Below are 17,066 nucleotides of genomic sequence, written 5' to 3'. Positions count from 1 at the left end.
CGGCAACCTGTCCAGCGTACGTGACCGCACCGTAGGCTCGCCCGCACGCACCTGACCACCCGGTTCGAAGCGGGCCGTCACGCTGGGGTATGGTGTTCGGGTTGTCTCGGCGAGGGTGACCGCAGACGTTTCACTTGCGTTCACCGTGATCGACGCGGCTCGGCTGTCCGGCCGTCCCCGTTCGGTCTTCGCCCGACGAGTAGACCACCACATCAGGGTTGCGGCAACCGATATCGCCGCCCCTGGTGAGCAACCAGCCCGGATTAGCCGTAGGGAGTAGATCCAGTCATGTCCGACGTCAACGTACTCGAAGCCGCCGTACGCACCGAGTTCGGAAAAGGCGCAGCCCGCCGCACCCGTCGTGCAGGAAACGTCCCCGCCGTGCTGTACGGCCACCAGTCCGACCCGCAGCACCTGTCGCTGAACGCCCAGGCGTTCGCGGCCATCCTGCGCGAGCACGGCACCAACGCGGTGCTCAACCTCGTCATCGACGGGCAGAAGCAGCTCGCCCTCACCAAATCCGTTGTGGTGCACCCGATCCGCCGCTACATCGAGCACGCCGACCTGCTGATCGTCAAGCGCGGCGAGAAGGTCACCGCCGACATCCCGGTCACCGTCACCGGTGAAGCCGCCGCGGGCACCCTGGTCACCCAGGAAGCCACCACCATCTCCGTCGAGGCCGAGGCGCTGAAGCTGCCCGAGGCCATCGAGATCTCCATCGAGGGCGTCGAAGCGGGCACCCAGATCACCGCCGGTGAGGTCACCCTGCCCGCGGGCGTCACCCTGGCCGTCGACGCCGAGACGCTGATCGTCAACGTCATCCCCGCGCCCGCCGCCGAACCCGAGGCCGACGAAGCCGAGGCCGAGGCCGGCAGCGAAGCCGCCGAGGACGCCGAATAATCTTCGTCCCATGACGGACTCCGTGACCGGCCCAGCGCTCGTGGTCGGACTGGGTAATCCCGGCCCCGAATACGAACGCACCCGGCACAACATCGGTTTCCTGGTCGCCGACGCGCTCGCCGAGCGCGTCGGCGGTCGTTTCTCCACCCACAAGAAATCCGGCGCCGACCTGCTCCAGGCCCGTCTCGACGGCCGTCAGGTCCTGCTCGCCAAGCCCAGGTCGTTCATGAACCTGTCCGGTCGCCCCGTCGCGGCGCTGGCGAAATTCTTCTCCGTCCCCGCCACCGAGGTCATCGTCGTCCACGACGAACTCGATCTCCCCTTCGGTGAGATCAAACTCAAACGCGGCGGCGGCGAAGGCGGCCACAACGGTCTGCGTTCCGTCTCCGCCGCCCTCACCACCAAGGACTACCTGCGCGTGCGCCTCGGGATCGGCCGTCCCCCCGGCCGCCAGGACCCCGCCGACTACGTCCTCAAACCCTTCGCCACCCCCGAACGCAAAGAAGTCCCCGTCATCGTCGAACAAGCCGCCGACGCCGTCGAACTCCTCCTGAAACTCGGCCTCGAACCCGCCCAGAACCGCCTCCACTGAAATCACCCGTCGCCGCCGGGCTCGTGCGGTGGGTGTCGGGGGTGCGGCGTAGGTTCGGGGGATGAGCGGTTTCACCGGATTCCCGCTGGCGGGACTTGATTTCTACGAGGACCTCGAGGCCGACAACTCCAAGACGTTCTGGACTGCGCACAAAGGGGTGTACGAGGCGGCGGTCAAGGGGCCGATGACGGCGTTGACGGCGGAATTGGCGGGGGATTTCGGGGAGGCGAAGATCTTCCGGCCCTATCGTGACGTGCGTTTCTCCCAGGACAAGACGCCCTACAAGACGGCGCAGGGTGCGGTGGTGCGGACCGCGCCGGGCGCGGGGTGGTACGTGCAGATCAGCGCTGCGGGGTTGTTCGCGGGCGGCGGTTTCTATTCGGGGACGCCCGCGCAGGTGGCGCAGTTGCGCGCGACGATCGCCGACGAGGTGCGCGGCGCGGAGTTGGAGAGCATTCTCGCGAAGTTGGGGAAGGCGGGCTTCGAGTTGGGCGGGGAGACGTTGAAGACTCGGCCCAAAGGCTACGAGGCGGATCATCCCCGCATCGCGCTGCTGCGGCACAAATCGCTGACGTGCCACAAGGAGTTCGGCGCACCGGAATGGTTGACGACGCCGCGCGCCGCGAAAGAGATCAGGGCCACTTGGGAACGGATGCGCCCGTTCGTGGAATGGCTGACGGCGGTGGTCGCGCCCACCGGGTGACCTCGGCGCACCGGCGAGAACCGATCGGTTTGCTACGTTCGCCGAGAAGCTTTCAACCGGAAGGAGCGCGCGATGGCGAGGAAACGGTGGAGCGACCTGAGCCCGGGCAGTCGACGATTCATCGTCGTCGCGACCGCGCTCGATTCGATCGCCAAGGCGGTGGCGCTGGCCGATCTGCGCCGCCGCCCGGCCGAACAGGTCAAAGGCTCGAAGCGGGTGTGGGCGACCGCGATCACGGTGGTGAACTCGGTCGGCGTCCTGCCGCTGGCCTATTTCGCGCTGGGGCGTCGGCGGTAGGTCCCGCCGACGCCGTTCGCGCTCAGTTGCGCGCGGCCAACACCAACGCGAACCGGTCGTCGGGGTCGGTCCACACCTGTTCGGTGTCGAAACCCGCCGCCGCGAGTTCGGCGCGCAATCCCTCGAGCCGGAATTTGGCCGAGATCTCGGTGCGCATCTGCTCGCCGCGCGCGAACTCCACGGTCAGGTCGAGTTCGCGCACCCGCACCGTCATGTCCTCGGTGGCGGCCAACCGCATCTCGATCCATTCGTTCTCCGCGTCCCACAGCGCGACGTGCTCGAATTTGTCCGGTGCGAAATCGGCGCCGAGGCGGGAATTGAGCACGTGCAGGATATTGCGGTTGAATTCGGCGGTCACTCCGGCGGCGTCGTCGTAGGCCGGGACCAGCGTGGCCGCGTCGATGACCAGGCCGACGCCGAGCAACAACTGCTCACCCGGTTCGAGGACCTCGTGGATGCCCGCGAGGAATTCGGCGCGTTCACCGGGAACCAGGTTGCCGAGGGTGCCGCCGAGGAAGGCGATCATCCGTCGCCCGCCGCGCGGCAGATTCTGGAGGGTGTCGGTGAAATCGCTGACCACGCCGTGCACCGCCAAGGTCGGGAACTCCGCGGCCACCTGATTCGCCGCGTCCCGCAACGCCGTGGCGGAGACATCTTGCGGCACATACGTCTTCAGCGGCCCCTCCGCGGTGAGGGCGGTGAGCAGCAGTCGGGTCTTGGCCGCCGACCCCGCGCCCAGTTCGACCAGGACTTCCGAGCGCGCGCCGCGAGCGATCTCCCCGACCACCCGTTCCAGCAGCGCGCGTTCGGTGCGGGTCGGGTAGTACTCGGGCAGTTCGGTGATGCGCTCGAACAGTTCGCTGCCCCGCGCGTCGTAGAACCATTTGGGCGGCAGCGTCTTCGGCGCGTCGGTCAGCCCTCGGCGGGCGTCGGCGCGCAGGGCGGCGGTCAGGTCGGCGTCGGAGAGATGGATCTCGAGGGTCGGTGCGGTCATTGCGCGGGCCTTTCGGGATCGGGAAGCGGTTCGACGGCAAGATGACCCGGTCGCGCCGTCACCAGACTGCGGTCGGGGATCGCCTGCCAACGGGGGTCGTCATCGAACGGTTCGGAGGACAGGATGGCGAAATCGTCGGTGACCAGCGCCGACAGCGAGTGGTACCAGGCGGTGGCCCACAGTTGCGCGCCGTCGCCGAGCAGCAGGTTGAGTCGGGAATCCGGCGCGTGGGTCAGGACCGCGGACAGCAGCAGGCGCAAGGCGGCGGGTGCGGCCGCCCAGTCGCCGTCGGGAACGTCGGTGGCCAGCAGTGCGCCCAACAGCACCCAGAGAGCGGCGCTGTCGGTGGCCGATTCGGCTTCCAGCAGGCGCGCGGGTGCGAACAGTCCGTCCGCGTCGAGTTCGGCGGCGGCGCCGGCGAATTCCGCGGCGACCGCGGTCAGCGCGGCCCGCCAGTCGGGCACGACGCCGTTGTGGCTGAACGCCCACCGCCCGCGGGTGAACGGCGCGCAGGCCGAACGCTCCACCGGCATGCCGATCGTCGCCGACCGCACCGCGCCCAGCACCGCCCACGACTCCAGGTGCGGCAGCACCTCCTCCACCGCCGGATCGGTCCAGATCGGCGCGGGATTGCGGTAGCGGCTCACCGTGACCGTGTCGTCCTCGGCCCGCCACCACGCGACACCGAAACCGTCGGCGTTGATCGTGCCGCCGCGACGCATGTCGCGCGGGGCCCACGCCTGGGTGCGCAGGGAATGCGGACCCAGGGTGAGCATGTCGCCGACGCGCACCGGCGGGCCGACATATCCGAGATGACGGCACATCAGTGGACGTCCTCGATCCGCGAGCGCGTCCGGGTCACCGTTCTCCCGCCCGCAAGTCGCGGGCCAGACGGAATCCGGCGAAGATCTGCCTGCGGATCGGGTGATCCCAGTTGCGGAAGGTGCCGCGGCAGGCCACCGGGTCCGTGCCGAACGACCCGCCGCGCAGCACCCGGTAGTCGCCGCCGAAGAACACGTCGGAGTATTCGCGGTAGGGGAAGGCCCGGAAACCGGGATACGGGTCGAATCCCGATGACGTCCATTCCCAGACGTCGCCGATGAGTTGGTGCACGCCCGCCGGGGAAGCGCCGAGCGGATAGGCGCCGACCTCGGCCGGTTCCAGATGTCGCTGGCCGAGATTGGCCGTCGCCTCGTCGGGTTCCGCGTCACCCCACGGGAAGCGGCGCGACACCCCGGTGGCCGGGTCGAAGCGCGCCGCCTTCTCCCATTCGGCTTCGGTGGGCAGTCGCTTCCCGGCCCAGGTGGCATACGCCTGCGCCTCGAACCAGCAGACGTGCACGACCGGTTGACGCGGGCGCAACGGCGTCATCACGCCGAACACCCGACGCCACCACTGCCCGCCGGGATCGCGCTCCCAGAACTGGGGAGCCACCAGACCGGCCTGTTGCCGGTGCGCCCACCCCTGTTCGGACCACAGTTCGGGACGGTCGTAGCCGCCGTCCGCCACGAAGGCCAGGTACTGCTCGTTGGTGACCGGGGCCGCGTCGATCGCGAACTCGGGCACGTGCACCGGGTGCGCGGGCCGCTCGTTGTCCAGCGCCCACGGGTCGGTCGAGGTGCCCATGGTGAATTCGCCGGCCGGGATGACGACCTCGCCGCCGACCGGGGCGAGCGCGGTGGGGGCGGCGGGCGCCGCGAGCACGGGACCGCCGGAACGCAATTGGTGGGTGGCGAGCATCGTCTCGTCGTGCTGCTGTTCGTGCTGGGCGATCATGCCGAACGCGAAACCGCCGTCGACCAGCGGCGAACCGCGCAGCGCGCTGCCGTTCAGCACATCCCAGACCTTCTCGCGCACGGTGCCGACGTAGCGGCGCGCCTGCGTCGGATCGAGCAGCGGCAGCGCGGGTCGGTTCGACCGCGCGTGTTTGAAGGCGTCGTAGAGTTCGTCGATGTCGGCGCGCACCGCTTCGCGGCCGCCGACGTCGCGGACCAGCCACAACTCCTCTTGGTTGCCGATGTGGGCGAGATCCCACACCAGCGGGCTCATCAGCGGCGAATGCTGGGCGAGCAGTTCGGCCTCGTCGATCTGGGTGAGGGCTTGGGTGCGCGCGCGGGATCGTTGCAGGACCGTCGCGATCCGCTCCCGCAGGCGTTCGGTGTCGGTATCGACCGGATACTGGGTTGTCACGAGCATGCTCTTTCGAGAGGTGTTGCGTGTGAATCGTTTCCGACTGTCGAGTGGTCGACCGGCTACAGCGGCGCGGGCGGTTGCCCGCCGCGACATCGACGCGCGGCCGTCTCCAGTTCCTCCGCGGCGGCGGGAGTGGCGGCGTGGGCCGCGGCCAAAGCCAACAGGTCCGCGGCGACCGCGCGGATCAGCGGATCGGCGAGACCGTGCCGCGCCGCCTCCGACCACTGCCCGGCCGCGGGCGCGGCGACCGCGGTGGCCTCCTCGACCACCCGCGGAGTCGACAGCAGCGCGTCGATCGCGTGCACCGGCACCGCCCAGACGTGCTCGGGTTGGGCGTCGAGGTAGCGGATCTCCAGGTGCCCGGACGCGCGAACCGGCGGGAACAAGGTGGTCAGGTGGTAGTGCAGATCGGCCACCGTGGGACGGCGGCCCACCTCCTCGTCCAGTGCGCCGCAGAGCCAATCGGCGAAGGTGGCGCAGGGGGGCGGCGCCCAGTCGGCGCCGTCCTCGGGACGCCGCACACACAGCAGTGGCACGTCCAGCGCCCAGCGACCGTATTCGGCGACCGGGTCCGACCAGTGCTCGGCGGGCGGACGGGTGCGCGCGTTGTCCAGGCGCAACCAGGTGCGCATGCGCTGCGAAGCCCACCCGCCCGTCGGCGCGCCGTTCAGCGTCGGCGAGCAGGCGAACGCGGCGACCAGCGCCGGACCGACGGCGTGCGCGGCCGCCCAGCGCGCGGCGACCTCGGCGATATCGGCGCCCGCGTCCACGCTGACCTGCGTGGCCGCCGTGTTGCACATCATGAGTTTGCCGAACGGGCCGATACCGCCGAAAGCGGCCTCCATCGCGCGGTAGCGGGGGAGGTGCAGCAGGCGTTCGGGCTGTCGATCGGCGTCGGCGGAGGCGGAAACCATGCGGATGGAGCGGGATTCGAGCAGGTCACGCAGGAGACGCGTATCTTCTTCGAGTCGCTGGCACAGTTCGGCGGCGGAGCCGAAGGGAGCGGAGGAGAGTTCGATCTGACCGCCGGGTTCCAAGGTGACCCGGCTGCCCCCCGGCAGTGCGAGAGCCGGTGAATCGGGGGCGATGGACCGCGGCGCGTACAGTCCGAGAGCGGCGGCGACGTCGGCGGGCAGTGGGCGCGCGGCGTCGGTGCGGCCGGGCGCGGAAGGCGCACCGTGCACCGTGAGCCATTCCAGTTCCGCGCCGATCAACGCCGGCGGACCGAGTTTGAAACAGACTCCGCCCACATAGGCCTCGGCGGCGGCGCGCGAGGACAACTGCTCCGACGGCAGCGTCGAATCCGGGTGTTCGAGTGTGACCGCCATGTCAACCTCCACAGTGATATCTCTCCGAGGGGGACCTCGGTTCTCGCCGAGCCGGATGTCGATGGGCTGGTCGTCCGGTACGACGGCGGGCCGCACACACCGGACGAATCCAGCGTAGCGAGGGGGGCCGACAAAAAATCGATCGAGAAACGAAACCGATGCCGCGCGCTAGGTTCGAACCATGCTGGACGTGACACGTGTGCGGGCCGATACCCCTGGTTACGACTCGGATCCGAACCTGGTCTTCCTCGACAGCGCGGGATCGTCGCTGCCCTCGCGCGTGGTCCTCGACACGGTGGTGTCCCATTTGCGCCGCGAGGCCGAGATCGGCGGCTACCGCGCCGCCACCGAACGGCTCGACGACCTCGCCGACGTCAAGACCGCCATCGCCGAACTGCTGCGCGCCGAACCCGAAGGCATCGCGCTCAGCGACTCCGCGTCCCGCTCCTGGGCCGACTTCTTCTACGCCGTGCCGCTCGCCGCGGGCGACCGCGTCCTGATCTCCGGCTCCGACTACGCCAGCAACGCCATCGCGGCACTTCAGCGGGCCCGCGAGACCGGCGCCGTGGTCGAACGCATCCCCAGCGACGGCAGCGGGCAGATCGACCTCGACGCGCTCGCCGCGATGCTCGACGACCGGGTGAAACTGGTCTCGATCCTGCACGTGCCCACCAACGGCGGCCTGGTGAACCCGGCCGTCGAGGCGACCGCGCTCGCGCATTCGGTCGGGGCGCTGGTGCTGCTGGACGCCTGCCAATCCGCCGGGCAGATCCCGCTCGACGTCACCGAACTCGGGGTCGACGCGCTCTCGGTGACCGGGCGCAAATGGCTGCGCGGCCCGCGCGGCACCGGATTCCTCTACGTGCGCCCCGACCTCGCCGCCACCCTGCATCCGCAGCGACTCGACCTGCACAGCGCCTCCTGGACCGCGCCGCGCGAATACGAACTCGCCCCCGACGCCACCCGCTTCGAGTTCTGGGAATGCGACGTCGCCGCCCGACTCGGACTCGGCGCGGCCGTGCGCTACCTGCTCGACCTGGGCCCCGACGAGGTGTACGCGGCCGTCGCCGCGCGCGCCGAACACCTGCGCAAAGCCCTCCCGCAGATCGACGGCGTGACCGTGCGCGACCTCGGCATCCGGCACAGCGGCATCGTCTCGTTCACCGTCGACGGTGTCGACCCGCTCGCCGTGCGCGACCGACTCGCCGAACAGAACATCACCGTGACGGTGAGCCACGCGGGATCGACCCTGCTCGACATGACCTCGCGCGGCCTCGCCGCGGTGGTGCGTGCCTCCCCGCACTGCTTCGTCGGCTTCGACGAACTCGACCGATTCGTCGCCGCCGTCGCGGGCCTGTCATGATCCGACGCGATGTCACAGCGTGAGCTCGTCGTGCTCGGCACCGCCAGCCAGGTGCCGACCAAGAACCGCAACCACAACGGCTACCTGCTGCGCTGGGGAGCCGAAGGGGTGCTGTTCGATCCCGGTGAGGGCACCCAACGGCAGATGACCCACGCCGGAGTGTCGGCCACCGACATCACCCGCATCGCGATCACCCACTTCCACGGCGACCACTGCCTGGGCCTGCCCGGCATCGTGCAGCGCGTCAACCTCGACCGGGTGCCGCACCCCGTGGACGTCTACTACCCGGCCTCCGGCGAGGTGTACTACCAGCGACTCTGCCACGCCAGCGTCTATCACCGCACCGCTGAACTGCGTCCGCACCCCATCGCGGCCTCCGGCCCCCTCGAAGCCGCGGGCGCGCCGTTCACCCTGAGCACGGCGCGGCTCTCGCATCCGGTCGAAGCGTTCGGCTACCGCCTCACCGAACCCGACGGACACCGACTCGTCCCGGAACGACTCCGCGCCGCCGGACTCACCGGACCCGCCGTCGGCGAACTCCAGCGCGCGGGCGCGATCGAACACGACGGCCGCACCCTCACCCTCGACGACGTCGGTGAACGCCGCCCCGGCCAGAGCGCGGCCTTCATCATGGACACCCGACTCTGCGACGGCGTCCACGAACTCGCCGACGGCGTCGACCTGCTCGTCATCGAAGCGACCTTCCTCGACACCGAAGCCGAACTCGCCGCCGAACACGGTCACCTCACCGCCGCCCAAGCGGGCCGCGTCGCCGCCCGCGCCAACGCCCGCACCCTGGTCCTGACCCACTTCTCCCAGCGCTACCGCACCCTCGACGCCCACCGCGCCGAAGCCGCCCGCCACTTCCCCGGCGAAATAGTCATCGCCGAAGACCTCGCCCGCATCCCCTTCCCACCCCGCCGCTGATCACCCGAACAATTCGTCAGCCGTCTCCGCCGTGACCGCCCGCAGAACCCAGTCGGTGAGTTGGTCGTGGTCGGTGCAGGCCGTGATGCGTGCGCGGGCGTCGTCGGAGATGGGTATTCCGCGCTTTTCCAGCACAGCGATCACGAGGCCGGTTTCGCCTTCGACGCGGCCTTCGTTTCGGCCTTCGTCCCGCCCTTCGGCGTAGTACATCCGGGCGAAATCGCTCTGGTATTCGTAATCGCGGAGTCCGGCGGTCATTCGTGCCTCCCAGATCGAGCGAGCTGCCTCGGGCAGTCGCGAGAATACGAAGTCATAGTAATGGCGGGCGCGGTCCTCGTGGAGTGTGTCGAGGCTTGAACAGGGCGTGGAAGACGGCGGCGTTGTCGGGGTGCCCGGCGTGCGACAGTGCCGAGAGGACCGTCAGCTCCGGCAGAGCGACGGCCATGTCGACGTCCACAATGACAGGGACGCCGTCGGGGTCGAGCACGAGCGGCGCAAGGTGGACGTAGGGGGAGCCGTAGCCGAAGGGGACCGGTCGAGCGGCCCATTTCGCGACATTCCGGTCGGTGCACAGCACCAACAGCACCGTCGGGCATTGCACGCGGGCACGCAGCGCGGCGACGTAGACCGGCCAGGACCAGACTTTCTCCTTGTCGTGCCCCAGTTGGACCTCGACCACGACGGCCAGGACCGGCCCATCGACCGAGTGGAACACGGTGACCGCGTCAGCTCGGTATTCGGTGGGGGCGAGTTGTGGGAAGTCGCCCGACTGTATTTCCACCCGACGGTAGTCGGGTAGCTCGCAGCCGAGCGAGTCGAGCAATGGCGCGATCAGAGCGGGTCGATGACGGACCAGGTCGATCATCATCTCGTGGAGGATCGAAGGCATGGTCGGACCGTAACCGGGCAGCAGCCTGGCAAGGAAGGGCGAAAGGCGTTGTTCGGGTGGAAAATTCGCGGTGTTCCAAAAAGGACGCGTGAAGCGTTGTCGGTTGGAACGCTCAGGAGGGGATCGGCGGTCCGGCGGGGATCGGTTAACAGGGGTTGCGTTCGGCGGGATGATGGAGGAGAGGTCGAGCGATGTAGGGGCTCGGTCGGTGGTTCGCGCGGAGGAGTCGGATATGAGCAGGTTCACCGACGAGATGTACGCGACCGCGCGGTCCACGACGCGCGGTCTGATCACCGGGGAACCGGGGGCTCCGCTGCGGCAGGGGTGGGGGGAGATCCACGAGATCGCGCGGCGGATGGCGGGCGGGCTCGCGGCGGCGGGGATCGGACCCGGCGACGCGGTGGGGGTGCTGGCGGGGATGCCGGTGGATATCGCGCCCGGATGTCAGGCGGTGTGGATGCGGGGCGCGTCGATCACGATGCTGCACCAGCCGACGCCGCGCACCGACCTCGCGATATGGGCGCGCGACACCGAGGCGGTGCTGCACATGATCCAGGCCCGCGCGGTGGTGCTCGGCGCGCCGTTCGAGGCCGCGGAGCCGTTGCTGCGCGAGCGCGGGATCACCGTGGTCAACCTCGCCGACCTGGGCGACGGACAGCCGATCGACCCGGTGCCGACCGACGAGACCGACATCGCGCTGCAACAGCTCACCTCGGGGTCGACGGGCTCACCCAAGGCGGTCAGGATCACGCACGGCAATTTCTGGGTCAACGCCTACGCCATGTTCGACCGGGTGAAATTCGAGCTCGAACACGATGTGATGGTGAGTTGGCTGCCGCTGTTCCACGACATGGGCATGGTCGGCTTCCTCAGCGTCCCGATGCAGTTGGGCGCGGAGGTGGTGTGCGTGACGCCGATGGACTTTCTGACCCGCCCGATGCTGTGGGCCGAACTGATCGACCGGTATCGCGGGACCGTCACCGCCGCACCGAATTTCGCGTACTCGCTGCTGGCGCGCCGGCTGGACAAGGCCGACGACGGCGCGGTGGACCTGAGCAGTGTCCGCTACATGTGGAACGGCGCGGAACCGGTCGACCCCGACACCATGGACCGACTGGCCGCCGCGGGCCGGCGTTTCGGCCTCCAGGCCGCCGCGCTCACGCCGGTCTACGGCATGGCCGAGACCACCCTGGCGGTGTCCATCCCGGACCCCGGCCACGGGCAGGTCCTGGACGTGGTCGACGGCGAACTGCTCGAGGCGATCGGCAAAGCGGTGCCGGTACACGACACCCACCACGGCACGGCGCGCAGGCTGCCGACCCTCGGCTACCTGGTCGACCACCTCGAGGGCCGGGTGGTCGACGACGAACGCACGCCGCTGCCCTCACGCACGGTCGGGGTGATCGAACTGCGCGGCCCGGCGGTCACCGAGGGGTACGTCACCCTGGACGGGTTCCGCGCGGCCCAGGACGCGGAAGGCTGGCTCGACACCGGCGACCTCGGCTATTTCACCGACGACGGTCTGGTGGTGGTGTGCGGCCGCAAGAAGGACGTCATCATCATGGGCGGCCGCAACATCTATCCGACCGATATCGAGCGCGCCGCGATGCGCGTGACCGGGGTGCGACCGGGCAACGCGGTCGCGGTGCGGCTCGACGCCGGACAGCGGCGGGAGAGTTTCGCCGTGGTCGTGGAGTCCAACGACCACCAGGACCCGGCGGCGGTCAAACGCATCGAACACGAGGTCGTACACGAGGTGTTCGCCGAGGTCGGCGTGCGTCCGCGCACGGTGTCGGTGCTCGGCCCCGGCGCGCTGCCCAAGACCTCCTCGGGCAAGCTGCGCCGGGCCGCCACGGCGGTCCACCTGGGATAGCTACTTCAGATCGGTGTCGTCGACGATCTCGACGGCGGCGGCTTCCGCGGGCCGCTCGTCCGCTTCGGCGGCCTCCGCGCGCCCGTCACCCGGCCGGTACTCCTGACGCAGCGCGTCCTCGATGCCGAGACGGCCGTCGTCGTCGTTCTCGCGATAGCGGATCCGCAGGTCGTCGGGCGGATCCTCGATGGTGCGCTCGTACTCGCGGACCTCGTCGGCCTGCTCGTCGTCGCCCATGTCCATATCCAGAGGTTCACGGTCCATGACCCGAGTATTCCCCCGATTCGCTCGATGATCGCGGAATCGGGCGCGAGATACACCACGGCCCGGACACGAAGGTCCGGGCCGGAAGCGGAATCAGGCGTTGCCGTTGAACAGCCCGGTGACCGAGCCGTTCTCGAAGACCTCGCGGATGGTGCGGGCCAGCAGCGGCGCGATCGACAGCACGGTGAGCTGCGGGAACTTCTTGGCCTCGGTCAGCGGCAGCGTGTTGGTGACCACGACCTCCTTGGCGCCGCTGGCGGCGAGGCGCTCGGCGGCGGGATCGCTCAGCACGCCGTGGGTGGCGGCGATGACGACGTCGCCCGCGCCCGCGGCCTTGAGGACCTTGACCGCGCCCGCGATGGTGCCGCCGGTGTCGATCATGTCGTCGATCAGGATGCAGGTGCGGCCCTCGACCTCACCGACCACGCGGTTGGCCTTGATCTGGTTCGGCACCAGCGGGTCGCGGGTCTTGTGGATGAACGCCAGCGGCGAGCCGCCCAGCGAGTCGGCCCACTTCTCGGCGACGCGCACGCGGCCGGAATCGGGGGAGACCACCGTGATGTGCTCGAGGCTGTAATTGGTGCGGATGTATTCGGCCAACTGGACCTGCGCGTGCATGTGATCCACCGGGCCGTCGAAGAAGCCCTGGATCTGGTCGGTGTGCAGGTCGACGGTGATGATGCGGTCCGCGCCCGCGGTCTTGAGCAGGTCCGCGACCAGGCGGGCCGAGATCGGCTCGCGGCCGCGGTGCTTCTTGTCCTGGCGGGCGTAGGGGTAGAACGGCAGCACCGCGGTGATCCGCTTGGCCGACCCGCGCTTGAGCGCGTCGATCATGATGAGCTGTTCCATCAGCCACTCGTTGAGCGGGGCCGGGAAGCTCTGCAGGACAAAGGCGTCCGAACCGCGGACGGACTCCTCGAAGCGGACGAAGATCTCACCGTTGGCGAAATCGCGCGCGGTCTGCGGGGTGACGTGGACGTCCAGTTCCTTGGCGACCTGCTCGGCCAGCTCAGGATGAGCGCGTCCCGAGAAGAGCATCAGGTTCTTCTGGTTGTCGATCCATGACGCGGTCACTACTGTTTGCCATCCTTTTGCTCTGGTACCCGACCGTTTGTCTCCTCGGCCGCCGACAGTGCGGCTGCCGCCGCGCGCGCCGCGTCCGTGTCCGGACGTTGACGCTGCACCCAGCCCTCGATGTTCTTCTGCGGACCGCCGGACACCGCCAGGGCTCCGGGCGGAACGCTTCTGCGCAGTACAGTACCCGCCGCCGTATAGGCGCCGTCACCCACCGTCACCGGTGCGATGAACATCGTGTCACTGCCGGTCCGCACGTGCGACCCGACGACCGTGTGATGTTTGCGTACCCCGTCGTAGTTGACGAAAACGCTGGACGCGCCGATGTTGCTATACTCACCGATCGTCGCGTCCCCGACGTAGGTCAGATGCGGCACCTTCGAATGCGCCCCGATCGAGGCGTTCTTGGTCTCCACGAACGCGCCCAGCTTGCCGGATTCACCGACCATCGTGCCCGGACGCAGATACGAGTAGGGGCCGATGGTGGCGCCCGGTCCGATGGACGCGCCCTCGCCGTGCGTGCGCACCACCCGCGCCCCGTCACCCACCGTGACGTCGGTCAACGTGCTGTCGGGCCCGATCTCGGCGTCCTCGCCGACGACCGTGTCGCCGAACAACTGGACACCCGGCCGCAGCACCGCGTCCCGCCCGATCCGCACGTTCACGTCGACCCAGGTGGTGGCCGGATCCACGACCGTCACGCCCGCGCGCATGTGCCGTTCCAGGATGTAGCGGTTCAGCGTGCGGGTGGCCTGCGACAACTGCACGCGATCGTTGACGCCGGTCACCTTCGCCGCGTCCACCAAGCGTGCGCCGTGCACCGGATGACCCGCCTCGCGGGCCAACCGCAGGACGTCGGTCAAGTACAACTCGTGCTGGGCGTTGGCCGTCGACAAGCGGCCGATCATGGCGCGCAGCACCTCGGCGTCGAACGCGTACACACCCGAGTTGACCTCGGTCAACGCGCTCTGTTCCGGGGTGGCGTCGGCGTGCTCCACGATTTCCGCGATACCGCCCTGGGCGTCGCGGATGATGCGGCCGTACCCGTTCGGATCGGATGGGACGAACGTCAGCACGGTGACCGCCGAGCGCGGGGAGTAGCTGCGATGCTCATCGAGCAGCGCGCTCAAGGTGTGCCCGTCGAGCAACGGCACATCGGCCGAGGTGACGAGCAGGTCGCCGGTGAAATCGGCCGGCAGGGACGCCAGGGCGCACTGGACCGCGTGACCGGTGCCGAGTTGCTGCTCCTGGAGGGCGGGTGTGATCTCACGGCCCAGGTCGGCGGCGACGGCGCGGACCGCGGCACCCACCTGCTCCCGGTCGTGGCCCACCACGGTGATCAGATATGCGGGGTCGATCTCGTTCGCCGCATGCAGCGCGTGCGCGAGCATGCTCCGACCGGCCAGCGAATGCAGCACTTTCGGGGTCTTCGACCGCATTCGCGTTCCGGCTCCGGCGGCGAGAACGACGACGGCGGTCTGCTGTGGCATGGATCTCCCTCGGCTGCCTGTCATCGTGGTCGGCGGCTTCGTGCTCGGTCAGCGCTGTGGTGTGGCTGTGGTCGGCGATGTGCGCGGCCAACGATAGGCCATCGTGCCGGTGTGCTCCGCCGCCAGGACTCGAACCTGAACTATCTGAACCAAAATCAGAGGTGCTGCCATTACACTACGGCGGATCGCCACACCGGCGGACCTCTGCGAATCCGCCGCTGCGCCCACGGCACGGGATGAATACTCGCACGAGACCCGGCCTCACGTCGAGCTAGCCCGCCGACCCGTTATATCCCCGGTGCGCCGGGCCGGCGCTCCCGAGGTCGGAGCTGTCTGGAACAGTTGTCGCAGAACGGTACTCTCCGTGCAGGGAGGCACACATGCGCGCACATCACCGCACCGAGCGACGACCGACCCCCGCGAACCATGGCTGACCCGTCCGGGGCCGGTCGCGGACGAGCCGACACCGCCTCCGCGACCCGCACCGAAGCCGTCGATCCCGGCGCGGGCGACAAAGGCCGCCGCACCCCCGCGCCCCGCCTGCGGATGACCGGCACCCAGCGGCGTCAGCAACTCATCGAGATCGGGCGCGCGCTGTTCGCCGAACGGGGCTACGAGGCCACCTCCATCGAGGAGATCGCCCAACGCGCCCAGGTCTCCAAACCCGTGGTGTACGAACACTTCGGCGGCAAGGAAGGGCTCTACGCCGTCGTCGTCGACCGCGAGATGTCGATGCTGCTCGACATGATCACTTCCTCGCTCACCCAGAACCGGTCGCGGGTGCGCCTCGAACAGGTCGCCCTCGCACTGCTCACCTACATCGAGGAACGCACCGACGGATTCCGGATCCTGGTCCGCGACCAACCCGCCGCCACCGACGGCGGCCGCTACTCCAGCCTGCTCAACGAGGCCACCAACCAGGTCGCCCACATCCTCGCGGGCGACTTCGACCGCCGCGACTTCGACACCAGCCTCGCCGGCCTCTACGCCCAAGCCCTCGTCGGCATGGTGTCCACCGCCGCCACGTGGTGGCTCGACGTCCGCACACCGCCCAAAGAGGTTGTGGCAGCCCATTTGGTGAACCTGTGCTGGAACGGGCTCAGCCATCTCGAGGCCGACCCGCAACTCGATTCGGAGTGGCCGACGGCCGGCGGCGAGTGAGGCCCGCCGTTAACCACCGAATTGCGATGGAAGCGCAGGCCGAATGCTCGAATTGGTTATCGCGCGAGCACGTGATGGTACCGTTCACGCATCCTCTGGGTGCTGTTCGGCGGTATGTCGGTCTTGGTTCGGGATGTCGGTCTACTTCAGGATGGCTGGGTTCAAGAAAATGACAGGCGGATCTGATGGCTAGGCAAGCGCGCGCGGAGATCACGCGCGATTCCGTCCTCGCGGGCGCTGCCGATGTCTTTCTGCGCTTGGGATATGCGAATGCGAGCCTGAGCGAGATCATCGCGCAGTCGAACGTGACCAAGGGCGCCTTGTACTTTCACTTCGGCTCGAAGGAAGAGCTCGCACGAGCCGTGGTCGACCAGGGCAACGAACGCCTGGTCGGCTCGTGCCAGGGTTTCTTCGACCCCCGGGTGCCCGCGCTGGAGGCGTGCATCGGCATCACTTATGTGGTGGCCGACCTCTCCATGAACGACCCCATGGTCGGCGCGATGCTCAAACTCACCCACCAGATCGGCGACTATCGCGGCGCCCAAGGCGACAACATCGCCAAGACCTGGGGCGACACCTACCGCGTCCTCGCCGAACGAGCCATAGCCCAAGGCGATCTGGAAGCCGAGCTCGAGCCCGAGACCATCGGCCTGCTGCTCCAGGAGATCACCGCGGGCGTGCACATCGTCGCCGTCGGCACGGAGTCCATCGACCAGATGGCCACCCGCATGGAACGCGCCTGGTACTTCCTGCTCCCCAGCATCGTCCCCACCGAAAAGCTCTCGTACTTCCGCGAATTCGCCGCAAGACGCCTACGCCGCTACGTGCCGTGACATCTTGCCGCGCCTCCGGCGCGGCGGGTTCGCGGCCCCTTATGTCTCGCGGCTCAGCGATCGAGACTCGCGCCTGCGGCGCATGCGCTTCGACCACTGAGCCACGAGACGGCCGCGAACCGGTCGCTCGTCGGGCTCGCTCCGGCGTGGTCCGGTAGCAGCGGAGAGGCACGATCGCAGGTTCG

18 protein-coding genes and 1 tRNA gene are annotated in these 17,066 nt (G+C 68.9%); 9 read left to right on the top strand and 10 right to left on the bottom strand.

Translation table 11 applies throughout. The annotated features are described in order from the left end of the window. Nucleotides 1–288 precede the first annotated feature (288 nt). From ON30_RS22650 to ON30_RS22635, 4 genes are all read left to right on the top strand, one after another. On the top strand, nucleotides 289–900 hold the full coding sequence (locus ON30_RS22650) for a 50S ribosomal protein L25/general stress protein Ctc (protein WP_040709932.1): 612 nt from the start codon (nucleotides 289–291) through the stop codon (nucleotides 898–900). A 10-nt stretch (nucleotides 901–910) separates the two neighbouring features. Further along, nucleotides 911–1,492, top strand: a complete 582-nt coding sequence (gene pth, locus ON30_RS22645) for an aminoacyl-tRNA hydrolase (protein ID WP_040709930.1) — start codon at nucleotides 911–913, stop codon at nucleotides 1,490–1,492. A 61-nt stretch (nucleotides 1,493–1,553) separates the two neighbouring features. Beyond that, nucleotides 1,554–2,195, top strand: a complete 642-nt coding sequence (locus tag ON30_RS22640; RefSeq protein ID WP_040709928.1) for a DUF2461 domain-containing protein — start codon at nucleotides 1,554–1,556, stop codon at nucleotides 2,193–2,195. A gap of 72 nt (nucleotides 2,196–2,267) precedes the next feature. Next, nucleotides 2,268–2,492: a hypothetical protein gene (locus ON30_RS22635; RefSeq protein WP_040709927.1), complete on the top strand. Its 225-nt coding sequence runs from the start codon at nucleotides 2,268–2,270 to the stop codon at nucleotides 2,490–2,492. 22 nt (nucleotides 2,493–2,514) lie between these two features. Here ON30_RS22635 and egtD read toward each other — a convergent pair whose 3' ends face one another. From egtD to egtA, 4 genes are all read right to left on the bottom strand, one after another. Beyond that, on the bottom strand, nucleotides 2,515–3,486 hold the full coding sequence (gene egtD, locus ON30_RS22630; RefSeq protein WP_040709925.1) for an L-histidine N(alpha)-methyltransferase: 972 nt from the start codon (nucleotides 3,484–3,486) through the stop codon (nucleotides 2,515–2,517). Beyond that, nucleotides 3,483–4,310, bottom strand: coding sequence for an ergothioneine biosynthesis protein EgtC (egtC, locus tag ON30_RS22625; RefSeq protein ID WP_040709922.1), 828 nt, complete (start codon nucleotides 4,308–4,310; stop codon nucleotides 3,483–3,485). The genes egtD and egtC overlap by 4 nt, the downstream gene beginning before the upstream one ends. A gap of 34 nt (nucleotides 4,311–4,344) precedes the next feature. Further along, entirely contained in the window at nucleotides 4,345–5,676 is a 1,332-nt protein-coding gene (gene egtB / locus ON30_RS22620; RefSeq protein WP_245554167.1) for an ergothioneine biosynthesis protein EgtB, read from the bottom strand. A 62-nt stretch (nucleotides 5,677–5,738) separates the two neighbouring features. Beyond that, nucleotides 5,739–7,007, bottom strand: coding sequence for an ergothioneine biosynthesis glutamate--cysteine ligase EgtA (gene egtA, locus ON30_RS22615; protein WP_040709920.1), 1,269 nt, complete (start codon nucleotides 7,005–7,007; stop codon nucleotides 5,739–5,741). A gap of 181 nt (nucleotides 7,008–7,188) precedes the next feature. Here egtA and ON30_RS22610 point away from each other — a divergent pair, with 181 nt between their 5' ends. After that, nucleotides 7,189–8,370: an aminotransferase class V-fold PLP-dependent enzyme gene (locus tag ON30_RS22610; protein ID WP_040709918.1), complete on the top strand. Its 1,182-nt coding sequence runs from the start codon at nucleotides 7,189–7,191 to the stop codon at nucleotides 8,368–8,370. 9 nt (nucleotides 8,371–8,379) lie between these two features. Then, nucleotides 8,380–9,297 carry a ribonuclease Z gene (locus ON30_RS22605; RefSeq protein ID WP_040709916.1) on the top strand — a complete coding sequence of 306 codons (918 nt, stop codon included), beginning with the start codon at nucleotides 8,380–8,382 and terminating at the stop codon, nucleotides 9,295–9,297. On the opposite strand, the gene ON30_RS41205 is transcribed toward ON30_RS22605, so the two are convergent. Continuing rightward, complete coding sequence (locus ON30_RS41205; protein ID WP_051029791.1) at nucleotides 9,298–9,555, bottom strand: hypothetical protein; 258 nt, start codon at nucleotides 9,553–9,555, stop codon at nucleotides 9,298–9,300. 52 nt (nucleotides 9,556–9,607) lie between these two features. Continuing rightward, on the bottom strand, nucleotides 9,608–10,186 hold the full coding sequence (locus ON30_RS36960) for a hypothetical protein (RefSeq protein ID WP_245554166.1): 579 nt from the start codon (nucleotides 10,184–10,186) through the stop codon (nucleotides 9,608–9,610). Nucleotides 10,187–10,418: 232 nt separating this feature from the next. Here ON30_RS36960 and ON30_RS22595 point away from each other — a divergent pair, with 232 nt between their 5' ends. Continuing rightward, complete coding sequence (locus ON30_RS22595; RefSeq protein WP_040709914.1) at nucleotides 10,419–12,059, top strand: fatty acyl-AMP ligase; 1,641 nt, start codon at nucleotides 10,419–10,421, stop codon at nucleotides 12,057–12,059. On the opposite strand, the gene ON30_RS22590 is transcribed toward ON30_RS22595, so the two are convergent. From ON30_RS22590 to ON30_RS22575, 4 genes are all read right to left on the bottom strand, one after another. After that, on the bottom strand, nucleotides 12,060–12,323 hold the full coding sequence (locus ON30_RS22590) for a hypothetical protein (RefSeq protein ID WP_040709912.1): 264 nt from the start codon (nucleotides 12,321–12,323) through the stop codon (nucleotides 12,060–12,062). Nucleotides 12,324–12,416: 93 nt separating this feature from the next. Continuing rightward, entirely contained in the window at nucleotides 12,417–13,397 is a 981-nt protein-coding gene (locus tag ON30_RS22585; RefSeq protein ID WP_040709910.1) for a ribose-phosphate diphosphokinase, read from the bottom strand. Continuing rightward, on the bottom strand, nucleotides 13,397–14,887 hold the full coding sequence (gene glmU, locus ON30_RS22580) for a bifunctional UDP-N-acetylglucosamine diphosphorylase/glucosamine-1-phosphate N-acetyltransferase GlmU (protein WP_040709908.1): 1,491 nt from the start codon (nucleotides 14,885–14,887) through the stop codon (nucleotides 13,397–13,399). The genes ON30_RS22585 and glmU overlap by 1 nt, the downstream gene beginning before the upstream one ends. A 114-nt stretch (nucleotides 14,888–15,001) precedes the next feature. Next, nucleotides 15,002–15,072, bottom strand: a tRNA-Gln gene (locus ON30_RS22575). Nucleotides 15,073–15,433: 361 nt separating this feature from the next. On the opposite strand from ON30_RS22575, the gene ON30_RS22570 reads away from it, so the two are divergent. Continuing rightward, on the top strand, nucleotides 15,434–16,048 hold the full coding sequence (locus tag ON30_RS22570) for a TetR/AcrR family transcriptional regulator (protein ID WP_051029797.1): 615 nt from the start codon (nucleotides 15,434–15,436) through the stop codon (nucleotides 16,046–16,048). Between the two features lie 185 nt (nucleotides 16,049–16,233). Beyond that, nucleotides 16,234–16,881 (top strand): TetR family transcriptional regulator, encoded by a 648-nt coding sequence (locus tag ON30_RS22565; RefSeq protein WP_040709907.1) that lies wholly within the window; start codon nucleotides 16,234–16,236, stop codon nucleotides 16,879–16,881. Nucleotides 16,882–17,066: the final 185 nt, after the last annotated feature.

The organism is Nocardia takedensis NBRC 100417 (assembly GCF_000308695.1).
Classification (GTDB): domain Bacteria; phylum Actinomycetota; class Actinomycetes; order Mycobacteriales; family Mycobacteriaceae; genus Nocardia; species Nocardia takedensis.
This window is presented reverse-complemented; position numbering and strand designations above follow the sequence as displayed.